Origin of the sequence: Bacillus sp. FSL W8-0102, assembly GCF_038007225.1 — a bacterium.
GTDB lineage: Bacteria > Bacillota > Bacilli > Bacillales > DSM-4216 > Bacillus_O > Bacillus_O smithii.
This window is the reverse complement of record NZ_JBBOWT010000001.1, coordinates 1,813,153-1,833,547: the sequence shown is the minus strand read 5'-3', so window position 1 is coordinate 1,833,547 and position 20,395 is coordinate 1,813,153. Positions and strand designations below refer to the sequence as shown.

Below are 20,395 nucleotides of genomic sequence, written 5' to 3'. Positions count from 1 at the left end.
ACACTTAATAGAATACACACCTCATTTAATGGATATATGTTGAATTTTTTTAAATAATTTACATGGTAGGGGGCATCCTATCAACCAAATTGTATTTATTTGGTAAAAATAAGGTATAACCGTGCTTCATCATCTCCACATCACTCACGGTCGCTAACCCTCCCACATCTCTCCGGATTGAATTCCATACATTCCTTCGTCCTGCGTATCCATGAGGTGGAGGTTGGATATGCTCCTTTGCTGGGTCACATGCCCGTATGGAATAAATAAGCTCCAACTCTGCACTATTGGTGTTTGTCATTTGAGATAATTACGGTATTCTGAAATGATTTCATGAACTTAATAAAGCCTTAAGCTGCCTGTAATGAATCGATTTGAGGCAAACCTCTCAATAACTTTGAACCATCAAATTCACACTGTTTTTGACCAATGACAAATAAGACACGTAGTAATTTACAACACAAGGCAATCAGTGACTGCTGTTTCTTCAAAGGTCGATCAGGACGCTCCTTTACTTTTAAAATTTCAGTTCGTAGGGGGATTGAACTTTTATAATACCCATAGGGGTATAATAAAAACATAAAAAATAAAACCCTTCTCATTTAATACCCCGCAGGGTATATATTAAGGGTTCTAAATTAGATTGTCAACTTTAAAATTCAATTGCCATTTTTCTTGGTGTCATCCTGATTTAAATGAGAAGCTACTGTGATAGAATTTTCCAATTCATATACTGTCTCTCATTGAAAAAGGTGTCATTACGCACAAAATAATCAAATACATGTTTATAGATCGAAAAATGCAGAATTACGTTGGCGTGGGCAATTGAATTTTGCTTGTTGAAAAGGTTTATAAGTTGATGGAAACTCCAACGAACTTTCTCTTAGATGATAAAAAATGGATTTGTCTCTGAAGGATGATTTGATCTAGACTATTCTCCGAATCGCATTGGACTGTCCCAGTTCATGAATAAAGCATTTAGCTTTCGTACAAAATTTGGCTGTTGTTAAAGATAGATATCTCTCATATATTTCTGGCTAATCGAGTAGGAGGAGGTGATTAACCTCCGACCTCTCACATCACCGTACGTACGGTTCCGTATACGGCGGTTCAATCAAATAAATAACGCTTTTCGCCATATTTCCTATACAGGCTTTTCAGCCCTTAGCTACTCCAATAAGAGTTGCCAAGGGTTTGGTGTAATATGGGACTTTTAGAGATTCTCCAATATGATTTCCTCGAATTTCCCCATTCATATGCTTTATATGGTTGAACTCCGAGTTGTATAAGTTTCTTTATTTTCGTTTTCGGCTTCTTCCACTGTTTCCAGCTAATCATTCGGAGCCTTCTTCTTATCCATTTATCAAGATTCTTAAAGACAATAGGATTGTCAGCTAGTGAAAAGTATCCGCACCAACCCATTAGGTACTGATTTAGTCCTTTGATTCTTTCTTCCATTGAGATCGAATGGGATCGGCTGGTGAGTTCCCTGATTCTTTGTTTCATCTTTTGAATGCTCTTCCGAGCGATTCTTATCTTCGGTTCTTTATGATAAGTAAAGCTAAACCCTAGATAATCCCGTTTCGATGGGCGGTCTAATGCCGTCTTTTCCCTGTTCACCTTGAGTGCTAGACCCTTCTCTATGAAGTTTGTCATGTTCTCCATTACTCTCTTTCCGGCTTTTCTACTCTTGACAAAGATATTACAATCATCTGCGTATCTATTTGTACTATGACTTCTGCTGCATTCTGACTGTTCAGCAATCTATCGCTAAATTGGTTGCCAACTTAGTTGGCGTATCAGTCAGCCCTCCCCGGGTAAGGGTGCAATCTTTCCTTCCATCCATCTGCTTCATTTACTCTGTATCACCTTCGGCAGAAAGGGCTTTGTTTTATTTTGCAAACTCACCCAATGATACTTGGCCTTGTATGAAGTTCGTGTTTCTCAGACCGGAAATTTGCCGCTCGCTCCGTGTCACCACGGACACCCTTGCGTTAAGCTAACCACTACTACTGCCTTCGTGACTCAGGACTTTCACCCTATAGACTGCACCCATGCCAGGCGCACAAAAAAGAAGCAGGCCTAATATTTTTAGACCCGCTTCTTTTGATCTTCGTCATTTCTTAAGTTCAAAATACGAATTTATTCAATGCCTGGAAACCATCCTGGTGTCGAGATGATTGCTTGCCAAAGTGGATCAGGAATCACCAAGCGTTTCTGATCATTTTTGTTTAACTTTGTGGCAATCTCGCTTTCTCTGCCTTGTTTCACTTTCTCTACCCAATCTGGTTCTATAATCAGACCTCTACCCAAAGCAATCAACGGAATGCCCGTTTGCAGAGCCTTTAACGCATCATCAGCTGTGTAAATCGATCCTACACCGATGACAGGCACCCGATCTCCTGCTTGTTCTTTGATCAGTTCTATTCTCGGCCGCTTGTCCTCCACCCCGCGTCTCGTTGTAGACCAGAAATCTGTAAGCGAAACGTGAAGATAATCCAAATGTTTATCAGCCAACGCATCCACTAATTTCAAAGTGTCTGCCATCGTGATTCCAGGTGTTTCAGGTTCTTCTGGCGAAAAGCGATATCCAACGATGAAAGGATCTTTTGCATACGTTTGGACGACTCTTTTTACTTCATCCACAACTGCAAGCGGAAACGCAAGGCGTTTTTCTAAGCTTCCTCCCCAGCGGTCCTCGCGACGATTGGAATGCGGTGAGAAAAATTGTTGAATAAGGTAGCCATTGGCTCCGTGTATTTCCACACCATCAAATCCAGACTCAATTGCCCGTCGAGTCGTTTCTCCAAAATCTCGGATAATCGATTCGATTTCAGCATCCGACAACTCTCTAGGTACGGGCTGTCCAGCAGGAGCCGCACCTCGTTCTGCCGGGACAGCGCTCGCACTTACAACGTCCCCATTCGGAATGAGCTCCGGAGGACATAAGCGACCGCCATGGAAAATTTGCAAAACGGCTTTTGCTCCAGTTTCTTTAATTGCCGTCGCCAATCTTCGCAAGCTTGGAATCATGTCGTCGCTATTTCCGGCGAATTGGCCAGGAAATCCTTTCCCATTCGCTGTCACGTATGTACAAGCCGTTATAACCATACCCACACCTTTTGAACGGCGAACATAATATTCCACTTCCTGATCCGAAACAGTTCCATCCGGATTCGAAGAGAAATTGGTCATGGGCGCCATTACAATTCGATTATCCAACTTTATTCCGTTCGAAAAAGTAAAGGGTTCGAATAATGGTGTATATTTAGAATTCATCTATACTGTTCCTCCAATCATCTACTAAACTAAGATTGTAAAATGATTGAAAGGAAACAACTCAACTACCGCTAGCTGTTTCCTTTATCATAAATTCCAATCATTATGATTTTTTTATCATGAGCAATTGAACTAAATTGGTTGAAATTCAGCACCTGCTTGGATAGCTTCACACAAGACGATCTCAATTCAAGGTCGATAAAATCTGATTATCGACATTTCTACATGATCATTCAATTGTAGTCTTTCATATCACCGTATTATTTCTTATATGAGCGTCCTTCATTCAGTCGTTCCATACCCGAATTGTTCTTCTATTGTCAGCCTCTTGAATCCGTTCTCTTCAGTCCGTTTCTATCCTTTGGACAAACGGAATTTTTCATATCCGATTTTTGATTGTCGCTTTTTAATGTTGACAGTTTCGCAGACAATTCCATGAACCATTCTTCATCTTTTGTCAAAAGAGCCAAATCGATTAAATAGAGAATTTCCTCTTCGCTCATCGTATCGGAGAGAGCTAATTTTTCAACGTTTTTTTCCAACATTCCGATCGTTTTTCCGACCAATTTTTCATTGTCGGACTTTACAACGGTTACTTTGACCACCCCCCTCAAAGGATCCGTCATATCAATATAACCTTGTAGCAATTCTCCATTACGGGTCTTCCCTTTTACCCAATCTCCTATTTCCAATCTGAAATTGCTGGCCATTCAGATCCCCTCCTCTTTTTGTTCACGAAATGCCTTTTATTTTCATCGTTCTAGGCGAAAAATCTGTAACAATAAAATTTACAGTATGATGAAAAAAGAAAAAATTAAATCAATATCACGGATATTGTTTAATTTTTGTCAAGTTTAGAATCATTCGCTATCTTGTCTGAACAAGTCTGTTTTCTTCTTAGGGGCTCATTCATAGTATACCATAACCAATGCTTATTTCTTTAAAACAACTCCATTTTCATAAGCAACTTCTCTGTAAAATCATTCTCACAAAAACCATCACTTGCTTGTAGGTGTTCAACCAACAGTCCTATTACCGTCAAAGTAACGACAGAGATTGTCGCCTGAAACCTACTAAATCGATCCTCATTAAGAAGATTACTGCAATTCTAATGGATACAGTGATGGATGTCAAACAATTGAACTTCGTAAAACTTTTAGAATCTGATGAACTAATGAACCTCCCGCCACTTATAGAAATGGGGGTTTCTTCTCTGCCAAACATAGAAACTTCCACGAAACACCTTTCGGCGTTTCTCTTCTTCGAAAGATGGGAATCTTCCACGTTCTAAAAGAAGCTACACCTTGCGGTGGGTGGGGTCGCACCATCTACTACTCCCCGTTTATGCGGGTCGTAGATACGTTGGAATCTTCTCCTGTCCCCAAGGTTCAAAGGAACCGTATAACGCTTGGCTCAAGATATTCTTTGCTCCATGAATATCCCGATGAGAAGTGTATCCACAATGGCAATGATACATTCGGGTGCGCACTTTCTTTTTTCGTTGGCAAACAGGACATGTTTGACTGCTGTACGCTTCATTCACAAACGTTACCTTGATACCTTTGCTTTGGCATTTGTATTCCAGATATTGCTTTACTTTGCCAAAGCTCCAGTTGGAGAGTTTCTGATTGACGTTTTTCCGTCTTTTCTTTTTCGTGTGTCTCTGTACCCCTTCGGGATTGCCGACATACACATCCGAAACGCTATGTTGGATGCACCAATCTACAAACGCTTTGGTGGTTTTGTGAAAGGCATCTCGCAACTGTCGTTCACTTTTCGAAAGGATATACCGCTTCGCCCGTTGGTATTTCTTCCACCTCCGAGAGCCTTTTTTGCATTGGCTCTGAAGTTTTTGCAATTCTCGAAGTTTCTTGTTGCGAAGACGGTGGATACTGCGAAGTTTCCGATCTGACAGAAGAACACTTTCCCCATTGTCGCAAAACGAAGCGATGGTATGAATTTCGCCCATATCGACTCCTGCGGAGTGTTGAGGCGTATAAGGAAGAGTTTCTTGCACATCGTCATACGATACCGAAAGGTATAAACCATGGTCATAACACAATTCGATTTCTTTAATGGTTCCTTTCGGCAAGTTTTTGGCATAGACCACCAGCGGTGGAATGCGTTTACCGCCATGTGTACCTAACGACCAAGTTATTTTCCCATTATCAGAAATGGTGAAGGCTTTGTCTACCCACTTCGTATTGAAGTATTTCTTTTGTTTATAGGGATACTTAGCGGTTTTGATACCCTTTTGGATAGCTTTGTGAGTGCTGTCTCTGGCAAAAAGATATTTATGAGCCACCGCTTGGATACTTTGACTGTGTAAGCGATATTTTCCTTTGAGAAGAGCTTGCAATTCCGTTTTGCCAATCCATTTTTTGTGTTGAAGGTAGTAATTTCTAGCTTCGGTGAGACAATCATTCCAAATTTGAGCGGAAATTCGATTACATTCCATTAGTTGCTGGATGGTGTCTTTCGAAGCGGAAAAATACACTTTCTGTCCTCGATACATGGTGAGATTCACCTCCTTTTTTTTATGTTTTTGTTATTATAGTAGGATAGAAGAGAAAATAAAATAGCGATTCATCCCCCACCTAAAGAGGAAGGGGATGAATCACTATTCTTGTTAAAATGGTATCCTTTGAGCCGAGAACTGACGAATCTATCCATTTGGCGTTTTTCATCCATTTTCTGTGCAAAAAAGAATCAGAACCTCTTCATGATATGATATTTTGCGGTTTAAAAAGAACAGTTATGGATCTAATCCAAAGAGAAAATGTTCCTATTGAATCTTATTCTTTATGGAAGGTTCTTGATTGTATATGAACCCACCATCGTTTCCATAATAAGATTATCCGTGAATGAAAAGGAGGTTTTATATATGAATATTCAGAGGGCTAAAGAAATTGCTGCATCCCCCGTTATGGCAAATGTGACATACGAAGGAACGCCTGTCTATATCCAACAGGTAGATGAACAAAACGAAAAGGCCAGAATCTATCCCCTCGATCAACCGGAACATGAACAAACAGTTCCCTTATCCGAATTAACAGAACATGAAAACCATTAGGTTGGTAAAGCTATTTAAAACGCTTAGCTTCTATTTAAATCCCTGTTTTTAAAAAATATACCCCTCCCATAACGGAGGGGTATAATGATGGACGGGTAAAGGAATTACCGGTAAATTTCGCCGCCGGTTTTTCTAAATTCATCTGCTTTTTCTTTCAACCCTTTATCAATCACAGCTTTTAACTCAAGGTTTTGTCCTTGCGCCATTTCACGTATGTCATGAGAAATTCTCATGCTGCAGAATTTCGGACCGCACATAGAACAAAAATGGGCTGTTTTCGCGCCTTCCGCCGGTAAAGTTTCATCATGGTATTCCATGGCTCTTTCCGGATCGAGAGAAAGATGAAATTGATCCCGCCAACGAAATTCAAACCGCGCTTTCGAAAGAGCATCGTCCCGTTCTTGAGCCCCTGGATGTCCTTTTGCTAAATCCGCTGCATGCGCGGCGATCTTGTAAGCGATGACGCCTTCTCTTACATCGTCTTTATTTGGCAAACCTAAATGCTCCTTTGGTGTTACGTAACAGAGCATGGCTGTTCCGTACCAACCAATCATGGCTGCGCCGATCGCTGATGTAATATGATCATAGCCCGGTGCTATATCCGTCGTTAAAGGTCCTAATGTATAGAATGGCGCTTCATGGCAAATTTCCATTTGTTTATCCACATTTTCTTTGATTTTGTGCATAGGGATATGCCCCGGTCCTTCAATCATCACTTGAACATCATGCTTCCAAGCGATTTTTGTAAGTTCTCCTAATGTTTCCAGTTCCGCAAACTGTGCTTCATCATTAGCATCGGCAATGGATCCCGGACGAAGCCCGTCTCCTAACGAAAATGAAACATCATACGATTTCATGATCTCACAAATTTCTTCAAAATGAGTATATAAGAAGTTTTCTTCATGATGGGCAAGGCACCATTGAGCCATGATAGAGCCGCCTCGAGACACAATACCTGTTACACGCTTTGTTGTTAACGGTATGTAGCGCAGCAGAACGCCGGCATGGATTGTAAAATAATCCACTCCTTGTTCCGCCTGTTCAATTAACGTATCGCGGAACACCTCCCAGCTTAAATCTTCCGCGACCCCATTTACTTTTTCCAAAGCTTGATAAATCGGCACCGTCCCGACAGGAACCGGACAGTTTCGAATAATCCATTCACGAGTGGAGTGAATATTTTTCCCGGTGGAAAGATCCATCAACGTATCCGCTCCCCAACGAGTAGCCCAAGTCATTTTTTCCACTTCTTCATCAATGGAAGACGTAACAGCTGAATTCCCAATATTCGCATTAATTTTCACATGAAAATTTCTTCCGATGATCATGGGTTCGCTTTCTGGATGATTAATGTTAGCCGGTATAATGGCACGCCCCTTGGCCACTTCTTCTCGTACAAACTCAGGGCTGACATTTTCTCTTATAGCGATAAACTCCATTTCCGGAGTAATGATTCCATTGCGGGCATAATGCAATTGAGTCACATTTTTTCCTTTTTTGGCACGTAAAGGTTTTCGTTTTAATCCCGGAAAAACAAATTGTTCGGCTCTCGGGTCCTTTTTTTGATAACCGTTATCTTCCGGTTTCACTTGACGGCCTTCATATTCTTCCACATCATTACGTTCCAAAACCCATTTCCGACGTAATGGAGGCAATCCTTTGCGAATATCAATCGACACATTTGGATCTGTATAGGGCCCGCTGGTGTCGTAAACACGCACTGGGCGATTTTCTTCTTTGCCAAACGATCCGTTCGTTGGGCTTAATGCAATTTCGCGCATAGGCACTCGAATATCGGGCCTAGACCCTTCCACATAGACTTTTTTGCTTCCCGGAAAGCCGGACATAATAGAAATCGCATCGTTGCTTGAATGGTTGACCATTAGACAATTCGCTCCTTTTTAATAGTTTAAAAAGGACAAAATCTAGAGTCCACCCACAGCATGAAAAACCCGGGCCTTTATGGCAGACCCGGGAAATGTTAGTATGAAGCAACCGCAAAAATAGGTTTTCATCTTAAAATACTAACTTCCCCACGCTGGTATGAACCAGATCAGGTCCTGAGGGTTAAGAAACTTCATCGTGTTTCTTTCTCAGCCCAACTCATTGGACACCCCTAGTTTGAATTCCATATTCACTTTCAAAAAGAATATATACGAAACTATAAAATTTGTAAAGAATAATTTGAAATTTTTTTCGTTTCATTCGAGATTGAAAATACAACAAGATTTAGACTTTTATCCTGCTCCATTTCGCGTTAAAAAATAGGCCTTTTGGACTGGATCATTCTTAAATGGATCCCATTTTGATAAGAAAATGTAAAGATTTGATTATATATAGTAATATTTTCCTTTGATTGTTATAATTTTCATGACAAAAAAATGTCAGTACCATTATAAGTAAAATTGCGAAATTCTCTCAAAACCACACTCAAAACATTTTGAGCGTCCAAGAAGATGCCGATCATTTATCAGACATGTCTGTTCAATTAACAAGTTTGGTTTTTAAATTTAAAGTGAACTAAAATTTCCTAACAAAAAAAGGTATGGAAAGAGCCCTTCTTTATGTTTGAAGGGCTCTTAATGTCTTATCCCTCATTTCAACCATCATTTTTTCAGAACAGTCTCTTCAAATTAAAAAAGTAAAACAACTAAATGGTCCCATCTTTATTGTAAGCAGGTTTCAAAGCTACGAGAGTATAATGGAACTTACTAGAAACTGAAAAGTTGGTTATGGTTTAATCTTCTGTTTTTTCGTTCCATATTTCAGATAAAATCTCATAGGAACGCAGTCGTGCTGAATGATCATATATGTGAGACACCACCATTAATTCATCCACTTGTGTTTTATCTAAAAATTCTTGGAGTTCTTCTTTTACCGTCTTTTTCGATCCAACAAAAGTATAATACACTTGATGGCGGACGGCTTCTTTTTCAAATTCATTCCACATTCCATCCATACTTTCAACAGGCGGTTGCAAAGGCTTGGAAGTCCCGCGTGTCACACCTAAGAAGAATTGATATAAAGAGGTGGCTAGACGTTTCGCTTCTTCATCCGTGTCTGCAGCGATCACGTTCACACATGCTAACGCATACGGTTCTTTTAGATTTTCAGATGGTTGAAATCGATCTCGATATATCTTGAGAGCGTCGAAAATATGCGTTGGAGCGAAATGACTCGCGAAAGCAAAAGGCAAACCGAGCAAAGCCGCAAGCTGAGCGCTGTAAGTACTTGAACCAAGCAACCAAATAGGAACATTTAAGCCTTCGCCAGGAATCGCCCGAACATAAGATTTGCGATTACTTTTAGACGAAAAATAATGGAGTAATTCCTGTACATTTTTTGGAAACTCCGAATCAGATCCTTTTAAATGACGTCTTAACGCCATCGCCGTCATTTGATCTGTTCCGGGTGCGCGTCCTAATCCTAAATCAATTCGTCCGGGATACAAAGACTCTAATGTGCCAAATTGCTCAGCAACGACAAGAGGAGCGTGATTTGGCAGCATGACTCCGCCAGATCCTACTCTAATTGTAGATGTACCCCCCGCAATGTACCCGATTAAGACAGAAGTAGCGGAACTTGCAATCCCTTCCATATTATGATGTTCTGCCAGCCAATAACGCTTAAATCCCCATTGTTCCACATGTTGAGCAAGATCTAAACTATTCCGAAAAGAATCAGCTGGTGTTTTCCCCGATAGTACCGGAGCTAAGTCCAAAACAGAAATTTCAATGTCATGCAATCTTTTTTTGTTCGTTTTCATATCCATACCAGTTTTCCTCTCATAAAAATTCTATATATCTATATATTTAGATATACTAATTATAATGATATAGGCAAAATTTTTTTGCCTATAAGTCCTTATCCAATTGTTCAATAAATTCCCTAATCATTTTTTCATTGCGTCGGTAATACGTCCATTTTCCAATCCGCTTTGACTCCAAAAGCCCTGCTTTCTGCATCATCAACAAATAATTTGAAACGACAGATTGAGCCAAGCCAGCCTTTTCTTGTATATCTCCTACACAAACTCCCCCTTTAAAATCGTCATGATTCGGTACATGCAAATGAGGGCCAAAATGTTGTTCAGGATGTTTTAACCATTTTAAAATATTATATCTTGTTTCATTGGAAAGAGCTTTTAACATCATCATGGTATCCATAGTTTTATTATAACCATATTTTTCGAGATATCAAATCACCTGCTTATCATCTTTTTTAACGGAAAACTTTCGAACACACACCCCTTACAAAAATCAACGGAAATGGAACGCTATGTATATTGGACTAATACAAAAGGAAAGCGAATGAAAATATCATTCGTACTCCATTTTGGATTTCTTTTGACTGAAAAATAAAATGGCATCCTTTTTTAAGTATTTACTCAGCTTTCGCAGTCCAAAATCTTGTTTAAATGCTTGATGTAAATGGTTTTGGGAAGTACAAAATTATCATTTGACATTTTTTAAAACATAAAGAAAGACACCTATTCTTTTGGTAAAATATTGGTGACGAAACCAAATCCAAAAGAAAGGTGTCACCACTATGATAACGAATAAAGACTACTTTGCGCAATTACCAAAAGAAATTAAACAAGGATTTTCCGAATTAAATATTGGATATCATTTAAGAAAAGCGAATATTACGAAACTTTCCGGGTATTCTTGTCTTACTGTTTTCAAACGGATTTTTCTTTTAGTCTTCCAATATAAGAACTGGTTTCGTGCTTTTATGAGTAAACGATCTCAGGATCTGCCCGGAAAGGATACAGTCTATCGCTTTTTAAATACACCAACCTATCATTGGAGAAAGTTTCTGCTTTCATTAAGCAGTGAAATGATCCGTCTGCTTCAACCATTAACTTCAAAAGATCGTGTCACAGCTTTTGTGATTGATGATTCTGTCTTTTCAAGAAACCGTAGTAAGTCGGTTGAACTGTTGGCTAAGGTTTTTGATCACTCTACCCATCAGTACTTGAAAGGGTTTCAAATGCTTACCCTTGGCTGGACCGATAGTTTTACTTTTATTCCCGTTGATTTTGCTCTTCTAAGTTCACCGAAAAAGGAAAATCGCCTGCAAGAAATCAATACCAATATTGATAAACGAACATCTGGCTATAAGCGTCGCCAGGAAGCTCTGAAATCAAAACCGGACGTGGCTTCAGCTTTACTTGATCATGCGCTTGAAAAAGGGATTATAGCTGACTATGTTCTCATGGATTCCTGGTTTACACAAGCGCCTTTAATTGAGAAGATTACGAACAAAGGGTTATTTGTCATTGGCTTGGTGAAGCAATTAAAGCAGCGATACGTTTACAATGGTGAACGTTTCACACTGAATCAACTTTACAAATTGGCAAAACCTCACATGGGTAAAAAAGACATTCGCGGATCCGTTTATGCTACTTTAGACAATGGAATTCCAGTAAAAATTCTATTTGTACGAAACCGTAATAAACGGAGCGAATGGCTTGCCATTCTCAGCACAGATACAACATTAGAAAATGAAGAGATCATTCGTATTTACGGCATGCGTTGGGACATTGAAGTCTTCTTCAAATGCAATAAATCCCTTTTAAATTTAGAGAAAGAATTCCAGGGACGTTCCTACGACATGTTAATTAGCCATACAACCATTGTTTTTACACGATATATTCTCATTGCTTGGCAAATGCGAAAAGAGGAGGATCCTAAGACGATTGGCAACCTTTTTTACATCCTTTGCGAAGATGTAAAAGACATAGATTTTATTACTGCCCTTCAATCACTTATTGACCTTTTCCAAACTTTGGCGGAAGCCGAGGTTTCTTTGAACATGGACATCTTTAAAAATCAAATGAATAAATGGTTGGCCACTATACCTAATTATATCAAGCAATGCTTAAATATTTCTGTGTGCGAAAGTTGAGTTAATTTCTATTAAAGCTTTAATAACTTATCCTCGCTGATTTAGAATATAACGCTCAATATGATGATAATATAAAATTTAACCACATTAACTTTCTTTAAAATTTTTAAAATTTTAAAAAATCATATCAAAAAAGTCAGTCGATATCACGAGACTGACTTTCTTCTCTTTAATTTACTGAACTTAGCTTTACTTCAGTTTTTATATTCTTCTGTTCTACCAAATAAACATAAACCTTATCTTTTATATCCTCTAAATCCTCCAGCTCTTCATCTGAAAAAGTAGCATTCAAGTCATTGACAAGTATTATAAACCGCTCTTCTCCATTAAACCGTTCGCTTGAAAAGTCGACCAATCCTAAGTTTTGATGTTGTTTCACATTTAATCGGCCGTTTGCTTTTTCATATTCCAGAACTGCTTCATAATAATCTGAAGCCAACACGCGTTTTGTTTTTCCTTGAGGTAAAACATCAAGGGAAATGACTTTTTTAGGTGGAATCATCGCAATATTTTTCTCCCGTTCAATTCCTAGAATCCGGTTTTGGCGTTTCATATCCAAGTCATTAAGTTTTGCATTCATTTGGTTAATTAATGCGCTATTTCGATTATCTATATTTTCTTCTTGATATGTTTTTAGCTTTTCAAATGTTTCCCTGTATTGTTGGCTAAATGATTTTTCAATAAATGACTGTAATTTGTTTAATTGTTTAGTTCTTTTTCTTGAAACATCATCCCGCAATTGAACAGCTTGTTCAACAACATGATTAAACAATTGACTCTCTTTTTTCTTTTTCACTTCAAATTGACCGTGGCCAAATTCATTTAAGAAAATCCAATTATGATCAAGCTCTATTACCTCGCCATTTTCTCTTTTGGCCATATGAATATAACGATTTTCTAGAATTTTTCCAGTTCCATCTATAATTGTTATGGCATATATCTCTACGTATAGTTGTTCAGGGATTCGGGCCGAAACAACGTAATGTTCCCAATTTTGACCTTCGAATTCATTTTTCATTAAAGATAAAGCAACTGGAAAAAGTGGATGATTCTCAGTAAAAAGTGGAGTTTCCTCATTCTCCATTTTCACAGAATTCGTATACCGATAACGCCCTAAACTGTTCTTTTCTTCTTGCTCAGGTAATTCTTCTCGAATAAACCTAGGTAAACTCTCAATACGCATAACTCGATTATTTTGTGATTTTGACACTCGCACCCTTCGCTTTTGTAAAATATAATTCGTAAAATCGGCATAGGCTCTAACTGGAATTCTTTCTAATACGATAGAGTTTTTCTTTCTTCGTAATGATGATAAATCAATCTCTTCACCTTGCATACTTTCTTCTTTAACTATTTGAATTAACTTTTGATGTTCATCGGTCAATGTTTGATCCATTTTATCAATTAAATCATCAAGATTTTCTCTTTCCATAATAGCCTGCTGCATCAGATCGGCAAGGCTATCATATTCATCTTCTAGAACATCACCAACAAAGTTATAAACAGCATCCGAACCTAAATCCTCCTGCATTTGTTCCATCTTATTTAGGAGGCGAATTAAAACATGACCTTCCCTAGTATTTTTCGCAACGAGATTAAATACAAATACTTCATTTTTTTGTCCAATCCGGTGAATTCGTCCCATTCTTTGTTCCAATCTATTCGGATTCCAAGGAATATCAAAGTTTATCATTTGATTACAAAACTGAAGGTTGATAGACTCACCACCTGCATCAGTAGCCAGCATGATTTGGCATTCGTTTCGAAACAATTCGACTTGTTTTCTTCGTTCATCCATCGATAAACTACCTATTATTTTGGCGACTTTCGGCACACGATTTAATAACTTTTCTTCTAAATAATTTAATGTATCTACAAATTCAGTGAAGATAATAATCTTTTCATTTTTCTTCAAAATGCCATTCAAACCGAATAACGTTTCCTCAAGTTCTTGGTACTTTTTCTCAACAGTATATAAACGTATATGTTCTGCCTTTTTAATTAAACCTTGTAAGACTAAGATTTCACGCTTCAATTCTTTTAAATCAAGATCCGCAACAGACTGTTCAAGTTGCTTTTCAATTTTTTCTTGTTCCTCCAGTGACTCCTCTTCTATATGATTTACTTCAAGTCTTTTTATTTGTCGAAGAAACTTTTGTCTCTCTTTTTCGGTCTGTTTGTATAATTTTACTAATCGCGCATATCTTCGTTTTAAAGATAGATAGATAGCTTCGATGGATGAACTGAGTCGTTTTTGCAATAACATCATCGCAAACGCTGTACTTTGACTACCTTTATCCATCGCTTTATTAAAATATTCCTTTACATATTGAGTGACGGATTCATATAGTTCTAATTCTCCTTCAGTTAAATCAAAACCTACAGTAATAGACGTCCGTTTAGGAAAAATGGGTGTTCCGTCAAAATTAATCATATTCTCCTTTAATCGTCGAATCATAAAAGGATTTGCTTTTTCTTTTAAACTTTCATTCAGTGAACTACTTGCAAATACATCTTCATCTAATAATTTTAATAATAGACGAAAATTTTCAGAATCTCCTTTGTGGGGTGTTGCAGTAAGCAATAACGCATGTCTTGCCTTATGTAAGATCGCTTCCCCAAGTTGATACAATTTGGTACGATGCACTTTTTTCTTTTTTGTACCATAGGAATATGCAGCCATTTTATGTGCTTCATCCACTATTATTAAATCAAATTGAGCTTCTTTAATTAATGGTTGTACATCTTCACGAGCAACCCAATACATTGATGCTAAAATAAGCTTTTTTTCAACAAACGGATTTTTATTTCCATATTCATTTAACGTTTGGCGATTGATTATTTGAAAATCTAACCCGTGGTGCTAGTTGAGTGTCAGCGCTCAACCAGCCCTAGTGTGACCAAGGAATAAGCCAACAAGATGCCATCGAGTGCCACTTCAAACCCGGCAATGGAATTCGCTCGAATGTCGGTGATCCGGTATTGGTCTACGAGAATCGAAAACACCGTCTCGATGACTTTGCGTTTTTTCCTGATCCATTCTTCCCATGCCTTGGATGGGCCGTGCTTTTGATTGTGTCGAGACGGTGTCCAGAACGCGGCTTGGTGTTCTTCGTACAGCTTTTCTCGAAGAGCGTGGCTGATGTACCCTTTGTCCCCAAAGTTGTAGGGATGAGGGATTTGAGTCATCACCGTTTCAGCGGCTTTGACGTCGTGGCAGGACGCTTCCGTCACGACATAGCCCATGGCCAGCCCTTGATTGGTCACTTGAAGATGCAGCTTGAAACCGTAGTACCATTGCTTTTTGGAAGCACAATACCCCATATCCGCGATCCCTCGAAACCGCTTGACGCGCTGCATTCTTGCGGGATGGCACAACGGAAGAGGCAAGCTGTCGACGACCGCATAAGCATGGTGTTGGCCACGTTTCGCCAGCTCATGACGGATCCATTTGATGGCGAAACCAAGCGCTCGGCAGCGGCGGTTGTATCGGGAGCGTTCAAGAAACGAGCCGTTTGTGAACAAATTTCCCGTGACAAAACGATGCCAGGCTCGTTCGGAAGAAAAGCCCAGCAGCTTCCCCAAAAGGTGAACCGCCATGACCACTTCGTCTTCTTGCTTGACCAAGTGACGGTTGCGGCGATGAAGATACATTTGAATCAACGACAGTTGGGCAGAAACAAAACAGAAAATAGCGGCATATTGTTTTTGAAGTTTGGCTGGATCTGTAGTAAAATGAAAGTGCTCTTGCATGGGGGATCTCTCCTTTCGAATGTTGGGTGACACTTTCATTCTACTGGAGATCCGCCAGCAAGGGCTATTTTTATGCTTGTCTGAGTTTTATCTAGCACCACGGGTTGAAAATCTAAACTGAATTTTTCTGAAAGCTCCGTTTGCCATTGTTTCAGCACGAGAGGTGGAACAAGAATGAGTACACGGTCAACATCCATTCGGAGCAATAATTCCTTAATTAACATACCAGACATAATGGTTTTTCCAGCACCAGGGTCATCCGCCAGTAGAAAGCGTACATGAGGTGATTGAAGCATCCGACTATACACAGCTTCAATCTGATGTGGTAACGGAAGTATTTGCTTGTTTCCTAATGCTCTCGATTCCGAATACTTTAATTCGTTTTGTAGAAGGACGTATTGAATATACTTTTGTATATCCTCAACATTTAAAACATGTTCTTTCTTTATCTTTTGAAAATATTCTAATTTATCCTTTTCAACCATAAGTTCATAATAATGATTTGTCTCTTTTCCTACCGCTTCCAGAAAATAATAGTTTTCATAAGGTTCACATTTTTTGATTTCAACAGGCTCTGGAAAATACGAACTTGTAATGACTTCACCATTTATCAACACGACCACGACCTCCATAAGGAAAAAACCTTATCCAAACGAATAAGGTTTTACTCCGCTTTCTCTACAACTAAATTATTCAATCCCTCATAATAAAAAGAAAACTCTTCTCTTTCTCTTAGCTCAAATAAATTTAAATTGTATTGGAACGGGAAAAATATTGGATGATTTTCAACTAAATCAATATATAACGCCTTATTTCCTAGAGATTTTAATAAGACTTTAATTAAAAAAGTTTGCAAAAGGGAATTGGTAATCTGTATTTTGTCATTTTCTTTATAAAATGTTTTTTCAGTTGGAACAATTACTCCCCATGACTTCATCGTGGTTAAAACGGCACTTGTTCCAACTTCAACTCGCCTTTTATCGCCATATAAATCTTTAATTCTTTTTAATATCGTTTTGCTAGAAACTTCTTCTTGTAATTGAAAGTGACGTCCAAACTCATTTGCTATATCACGAAAAAATGGATATGCAACACAAGTTAACCCCCAATGAACAAATAATCTCTCATCTTCCGTAAATTGATGAAATTCCTTTAAAATTTCATCTTTAATAGGTAATAACTCATCATCTAATAAATACCATATTTTCATAAGCGTGGTTATAGCATTTTTCCGTGACTTTGCTCCTTTAATATCGTTCCGCATATAACCATCTAAAACATCATACATTTCACTACGTTGATACTGTTTGGATTGTATCGCTGTATAATCTAGTTGATGTAATAACAGTTTTTGATCAAACCCTACAGGTTTTGTCATGACAATCCACTTCCTTTATCTTTCTACTTTCACAAAAGGAACAATCACTTCTTCGATACTGATTCCACCATGGGTTACGATTTTCTGGCCATTTGGTACGAAAGCCTTCCCATAGGGCGATAATAGGACATGATAATTACTCGGTAGCCCAATATTCGACCATTTCAGCGACGGAATCTGCGCTAGTGAATGTTCATAAAGTGTTTGTTCACTATAAATCCGTACCCGTTCACCTTTTTGGTCGACCAATACTCCTTCATTAACACGACCAATCCCCTCAGCATTGGTGTTTCCATGGTCCGATGTAATATATACATTATATTGGTGGTTTAGTAAGTCTGTTATTAATTGTATCAAATATCCCGAATCCAACCATATCTTCAAGTTCGAATAAACACTTTTCTCACCTAAAACGGCATTATGTGTAAATTGATCAATAATATCAACAACTGCACCATAGATTCGTGTAGAATTTCGGTTTAGCCCCTTAATATTACTTTTATCATATGTTTCATTTCCCAGTCCTTTTTGGTAACTGACATATTGTTTAAGAACCCCATTTTCTTCCCAAAACTTTTTCCAAAGTCTTTCTTCCGCATTTGTGGTTCCAATTGTTTGACTGAAGGCCAGGGGCATTTTCCCTGAAAAAATGGCTTGTCTAGACACGGACGTTAATGTAGGAACCCAGGCAAAAATCCCAGTTTCATTTAAAATGAAACCATTATTTTCCATATATTCAGCGATAAATCGCCATTGTATATAGCTCATTCCATCCAACACTAATAAAGCGATTTTATCATTACCTTGACTTACTTTACTTAAATAGTGTGGGATGTGATGTACCATTTTCGGTTTTGGATAAGGTGCAAGACTTGTTAATGCGTGATATTTTTTCATCATCCAGTTTTCAAACTTGGAATTAACATCTGTTAGTACTTGATTAAATTTTCCTATATTGTTTTTATTACTTTTAATTACTTCGTTTTTATATTCAGATAGTTTATCTATTAAGTCAATCCAATCTTTATAATTTTCCACTTCATATAATGATAGCATTGTCTGTTCATGGAGATTGGAAATCCTTTCTTTGATATCAACCTTGGTTTCTTCATTTTCAATACCTGGTTGCATCCAGGATGGAAACTTACTTGGGTCCCCTTTTACCTTATTCAAATAACCATCATCAAACAAATCATCCATCATTCTTCGAACAATTGGGTGTTCAAAAGGATGTTCACTTAAAACTTCACGAATTTGAAGCGGCGTTTTTTCTGTTAAATCGTTGATTAATTCAGTCCATTTTTCTTGCAAATGATGAAAGAAAAAGGAATTGGACGTAACAAGTTTTCGAACTGGAAGATGACTTAATGAAAATAATGATTCCCATTTTTTAACAAGAAATTCTTCGACCTGAATCCGTGATGAATTGAAATCGACTTTGATTTTGTTGTAATTTTGATGGATTGATAATCCATAAAACCCTTTTTATGCTTATGACCTATGTCATCTCTATTTCCGAAAATGGAACAAATCTCTTTTTTAGGTATACGAACCAAAAAAATAGACAAAAAAGCACAGGGAGTGACGTTGGACATTAGTGCCCGAACATTCGTTCGTTATCTTGCCTCTCTCCATTTCTGATAGACGTTCAGTAGGGGCTCGCTATAGCCACTCCTTCGCGTCAGTTTCATCCAGATCTGTCGTGATCGACGGACGAGTCGCCCTGCCATCGTGATCACCGTCTGAATAATCGTCTTGATGCGGCGGCGTTTCACTTTGTGGTGCAACGGATGTCTCGGATCGCTTAATAGATCTTGTCCAATCAGACGAAGAAGATTGTAAACGAAGGCTCCCATGACCAACACGAGCGCATTCGTTTTCATCTTCCCAGATGGAAGCCGCTCTAAATCTAAGTCGCTCTTCAGTTCGCTATGAAACTGTTCGCATGTCGCATGGTCATGATACAACGCGAGCACATCGCTCATTCGAACATGCTCGTATCCTTTGAGCCGCACCCAATAGCTTTCCACTTCATAATCAGGAACGAGCATCAGCTGTCCATTGCGTTCCATCGTCCGTTCCGTCACTTGGGTGACTTGAACGTACGTATACGTGTTTCCATCGATCGCTGCCTTCTGTGGAAGGCATAGCTCATAGGTTTGTACTCCTTCGCTTTGTCCATCATCGACACGTTTGCCCTTTTGCGAAGCGATCTGGAACCAAAGCGCTTTCGATTCTCGGCGTAAGTTTCGCTTGATGACAAAGTCCACGTCTTCCTTTAGGCATACGTGCACATTCGCTTCTGCATCGTTTCCTGCATCCATGCGAACAAGCAGACGAGATGAAGTCAGTTGACGAGCTCGACGGATAGCGGTGACTAAAAACGAGGGCATGTTGTCTTGCACATGTTGTTTCCCTGGACGCAACTCGGCATGAACGAGATACCCTTCCTTCCCTGCATACGCAAACAACGGTGTAAAACCGTCAAATCCTTTATACGTTCGACTGACTCCTTCTTTTTTCGTATCGGAGTTGTCAAATGGGGAACCATCTATATCAAGGGGAAGCCATGTCGTCTTTCCTTTGGTCCAACAAGGGGACAAAGTGGCATGTCGTTGAATCAACAGACGTATGGACTCCTCCCAAAGAATCGTTTCGGTCATCGGAAGACAAGCGAGCTGATCGAGTCGTTGTCGCAAGGTTGGAGAGGAAGGCACGTGCTGAATCCCCATCGATGCCGAAAAGATATCGTCCTGACGATACGCTTCGATATGATCGAAATCCGTTTTTCCTGTGGCAAGCAAGCCAATCATCGAGCGAATGACATCGCTATGGGAAATGTGCACTTCTCGACGAACCGTTGGAAGCCGAAGTGCGTTTACCCGTTTATCCAGTTTCGTTCGATGGAGTAAGTAGCCAACGAGAGCAAGCCCAGCACTTGGGGTAATCGCTTCATCTGTCAATACAAACCGAATCGGGAAATCTTTCATCACATCACCTAC

At 39.0% G+C, this 20,395-nt stretch carries 13 protein-coding genes, 3 pseudogenes and 1 riboswitch; of the genes and pseudogenes, 2 read left to right on the top strand and 14 right to left on the bottom strand.

The genetic code is table 11. The annotated features are described in order from the left end of the window. Positions 1-350: 350 nt before the first annotated feature. The 5 genes and pseudogenes from N1I87_RS08775 to N1I87_RS08755 all read right to left on the bottom strand — a co-directional run. Positions 351-509: pseudogene (locus N1I87_RS08775) on the bottom strand (IS110 family transposase); the annotation flags it as partial. A 655-nt stretch (positions 510-1,164) separates the two neighbouring features. Beyond that, positions 1,165-1,740, bottom strand: a pseudogene (locus N1I87_RS08770) (group II intron maturase-specific domain-containing protein); the annotation flags it as partial. Positions 1,741-2,142: 402 nt separating this feature from the next. Beyond that, positions 2,143-3,279 carry an NADH-dependent flavin oxidoreductase gene (locus tag N1I87_RS08765; protein WP_341101378.1) on the bottom strand — a complete coding sequence of 379 codons (1,137 nt, stop codon included), beginning with the start codon at positions 3,277-3,279 and terminating at the stop codon, positions 2,143-2,145. Between the two features lie 320 nt (positions 3,280-3,599). Beyond that, positions 3,600-3,989, bottom strand: a complete 390-nt coding sequence (locus N1I87_RS08760; protein WP_270584703.1) for an IDEAL domain-containing protein — start codon at positions 3,987-3,989, stop codon at positions 3,600-3,602. A 632-nt stretch (positions 3,990-4,621) separates the two neighbouring features. After that, entirely contained in the window at positions 4,622-5,794 is a 1,173-nt protein-coding gene (locus N1I87_RS08755; protein WP_341101376.1) for an RNA-guided endonuclease InsQ/TnpB family protein, read from the bottom strand. A gap of 369 nt (positions 5,795-6,163) precedes the next feature. Between N1I87_RS08755 and N1I87_RS08750 the strand changes: the two genes are divergently transcribed. Next, positions 6,164-6,352 carry a small acid-soluble spore protein H gene (locus N1I87_RS08750; RefSeq protein WP_270584668.1) on the top strand — a complete coding sequence of 63 codons (189 nt, stop codon included), beginning with the start codon at positions 6,164-6,166 and terminating at the stop codon, positions 6,350-6,352. 104 nt (positions 6,353-6,456) lie between these two features. Here N1I87_RS08750 and thiC read toward each other — a convergent pair whose 3' ends face one another. From thiC to N1I87_RS08735, 3 genes are all read right to left on the bottom strand, one after another. Then, entirely contained in the window at positions 6,457-8,235 is a 1,779-nt protein-coding gene (thiC, locus tag N1I87_RS08745; RefSeq protein WP_327798289.1) for a phosphomethylpyrimidine synthase ThiC, read from the bottom strand. Positions 8,236-8,365: 130 nt separating this feature from the next. Further along, a riboswitch (TPP riboswitch) is annotated at positions 8,366-8,480 on the bottom strand. Between the two features lie 609 nt (positions 8,481-9,089). Beyond that, a complete protein-coding gene (locus N1I87_RS08740) occupies positions 9,090-10,124 on the bottom strand; it encodes an LLM class flavin-dependent oxidoreductase (RefSeq protein WP_327798288.1) in 1,035 nt (344 codons plus the stop codon). 82 nt (positions 10,125-10,206) lie between these two features. Then, positions 10,207-10,518, bottom strand: coding sequence for an ArsR/SmtB family transcription factor (locus tag N1I87_RS08735; protein ID WP_270584671.1), 312 nt, complete (start codon positions 10,516-10,518; stop codon positions 10,207-10,209). Between the two features lie 382 nt (positions 10,519-10,900). Between N1I87_RS08735 and N1I87_RS08730 the strand changes: the two genes are divergently transcribed. Beyond that, a complete protein-coding gene (locus tag N1I87_RS08730) occupies positions 10,901-12,262 on the top strand; it encodes an IS4 family transposase (RefSeq protein WP_341100516.1) in 1,362 nt (453 codons plus the stop codon). 169 nt (positions 12,263-12,431) lie between these two features. Here N1I87_RS08730 and N1I87_RS08725 read toward each other — a convergent pair. From N1I87_RS08725 to N1I87_RS08700, 6 genes and pseudogenes are all read right to left on the bottom strand, one after another. After that, positions 12,432-15,116, bottom strand: a pseudogene (locus N1I87_RS08725) (helicase-related protein); the annotation flags it as partial. Positions 15,117-15,136: 20 nt separating this feature from the next. Further along, the gene (locus N1I87_RS08720; protein ID WP_011231214.1) at positions 15,137-16,015 is read right to left on the bottom strand and encodes an IS982-like element ISGsp1 family transposase; all 879 of its coding nucleotides are present in this window, start codon (positions 16,013-16,015) and stop codon (positions 15,137-15,139) included. Between the two features lie 35 nt (positions 16,016-16,050). Next, positions 16,051-16,632 (bottom strand): SNF2-related protein, encoded by a 582-nt coding sequence (locus tag N1I87_RS08715; protein WP_341101375.1) that lies wholly within the window; start codon positions 16,630-16,632, stop codon positions 16,051-16,053. A 47-nt stretch (positions 16,633-16,679) separates the two neighbouring features. Next, positions 16,680-17,393 carry a hypothetical protein gene (locus tag N1I87_RS08710; RefSeq protein WP_341101373.1) on the bottom strand — a complete coding sequence of 238 codons (714 nt, stop codon included), beginning with the start codon at positions 17,391-17,393 and terminating at the stop codon, positions 16,680-16,682. A 15-nt stretch (positions 17,394-17,408) separates the two neighbouring features. Further along, positions 17,409-18,809: a BREX-3 system phosphatase PglZ gene (gene pglZ / locus N1I87_RS08705; RefSeq protein WP_341103328.1), complete on the bottom strand. Its 1,401-nt coding sequence runs from the start codon at positions 18,807-18,809 to the stop codon at positions 17,409-17,411. A 200-nt stretch (positions 18,810-19,009) separates the two neighbouring features. Then, positions 19,010-20,383, bottom strand: coding sequence for an IS1380-like element ISGsp2 family transposase (locus tag N1I87_RS08700; RefSeq protein WP_044899598.1), 1,374 nt, complete (start codon positions 20,381-20,383; stop codon positions 19,010-19,012). Positions 20,384-20,395 lie beyond the last annotated feature (12 nt).

What these genes read in the sequence shown, in the direction of transcription:
- N1I87_RS08765 (WP_341101378.1), bottom strand. Translation starts at nt 3,279, where the DNA reads ATGAATTCTAAATATACACCATTATTCGAACCCTTTACTTTTTCGAAC.
- N1I87_RS08760 (WP_270584703.1), bottom strand. Translation starts at nt 3,989, where the DNA reads ATGGCCAGCAATTTCAGATTGGAAATAGGAGATTGGGTAAAAGGGAAG.
- N1I87_RS08755 (WP_341101376.1), bottom strand. Translation starts at nt 5,794, where the DNA reads ATGTATCGAGGACAGAAAGTGTATTTTTCCGCTTCGAAAGACACCATC.
- N1I87_RS08750 (WP_270584668.1), top strand. Translation starts at nt 6,164, where the DNA reads ATGAATATTCAGAGGGCTAAAGAAATTGCTGCATCCCCCGTTATGGCA.
- thiC (WP_327798289.1), bottom strand. Translation starts at nt 8,235, where the DNA reads ATGGTCAACCATTCAAGCAACGATGCGATTTCTATTATGTCCGGCTTT.
- N1I87_RS08740 (WP_327798288.1), bottom strand. Translation starts at nt 10,124, where the DNA reads ATGGATATGAAAACGAACAAAAAAAGATTGCATGACATTGAAATTTCT.
- N1I87_RS08735 (WP_270584671.1), bottom strand. Translation starts at nt 10,518, where the DNA reads ATGGATACCATGATGATGTTAAAAGCTCTTTCCAATGAAACAAGATAT.
- N1I87_RS08730 (WP_341100516.1), top strand. Translation starts at nt 10,901, where the DNA reads ATGATAACGAATAAAGACTACTTTGCGCAATTACCAAAAGAAATTAAA.
- N1I87_RS08720 (WP_011231214.1), bottom strand. Translation starts at nt 16,015, where the DNA reads ATGCAAGAGCACTTTCATTTTACTACAGATCCAGCCAAACTTCAAAAA.
- N1I87_RS08710 (WP_341101373.1), bottom strand. Translation starts at nt 17,393, where the DNA reads ATGACAAAACCTGTAGGGTTTGATCAAAAACTGTTATTACATCAACTA.
- N1I87_RS08700 (WP_044899598.1), bottom strand. Translation starts at nt 20,383, where the DNA reads ATGAAAGATTTCCCGATTCGGTTTGTATTGACAGATGAAGCGATTACC.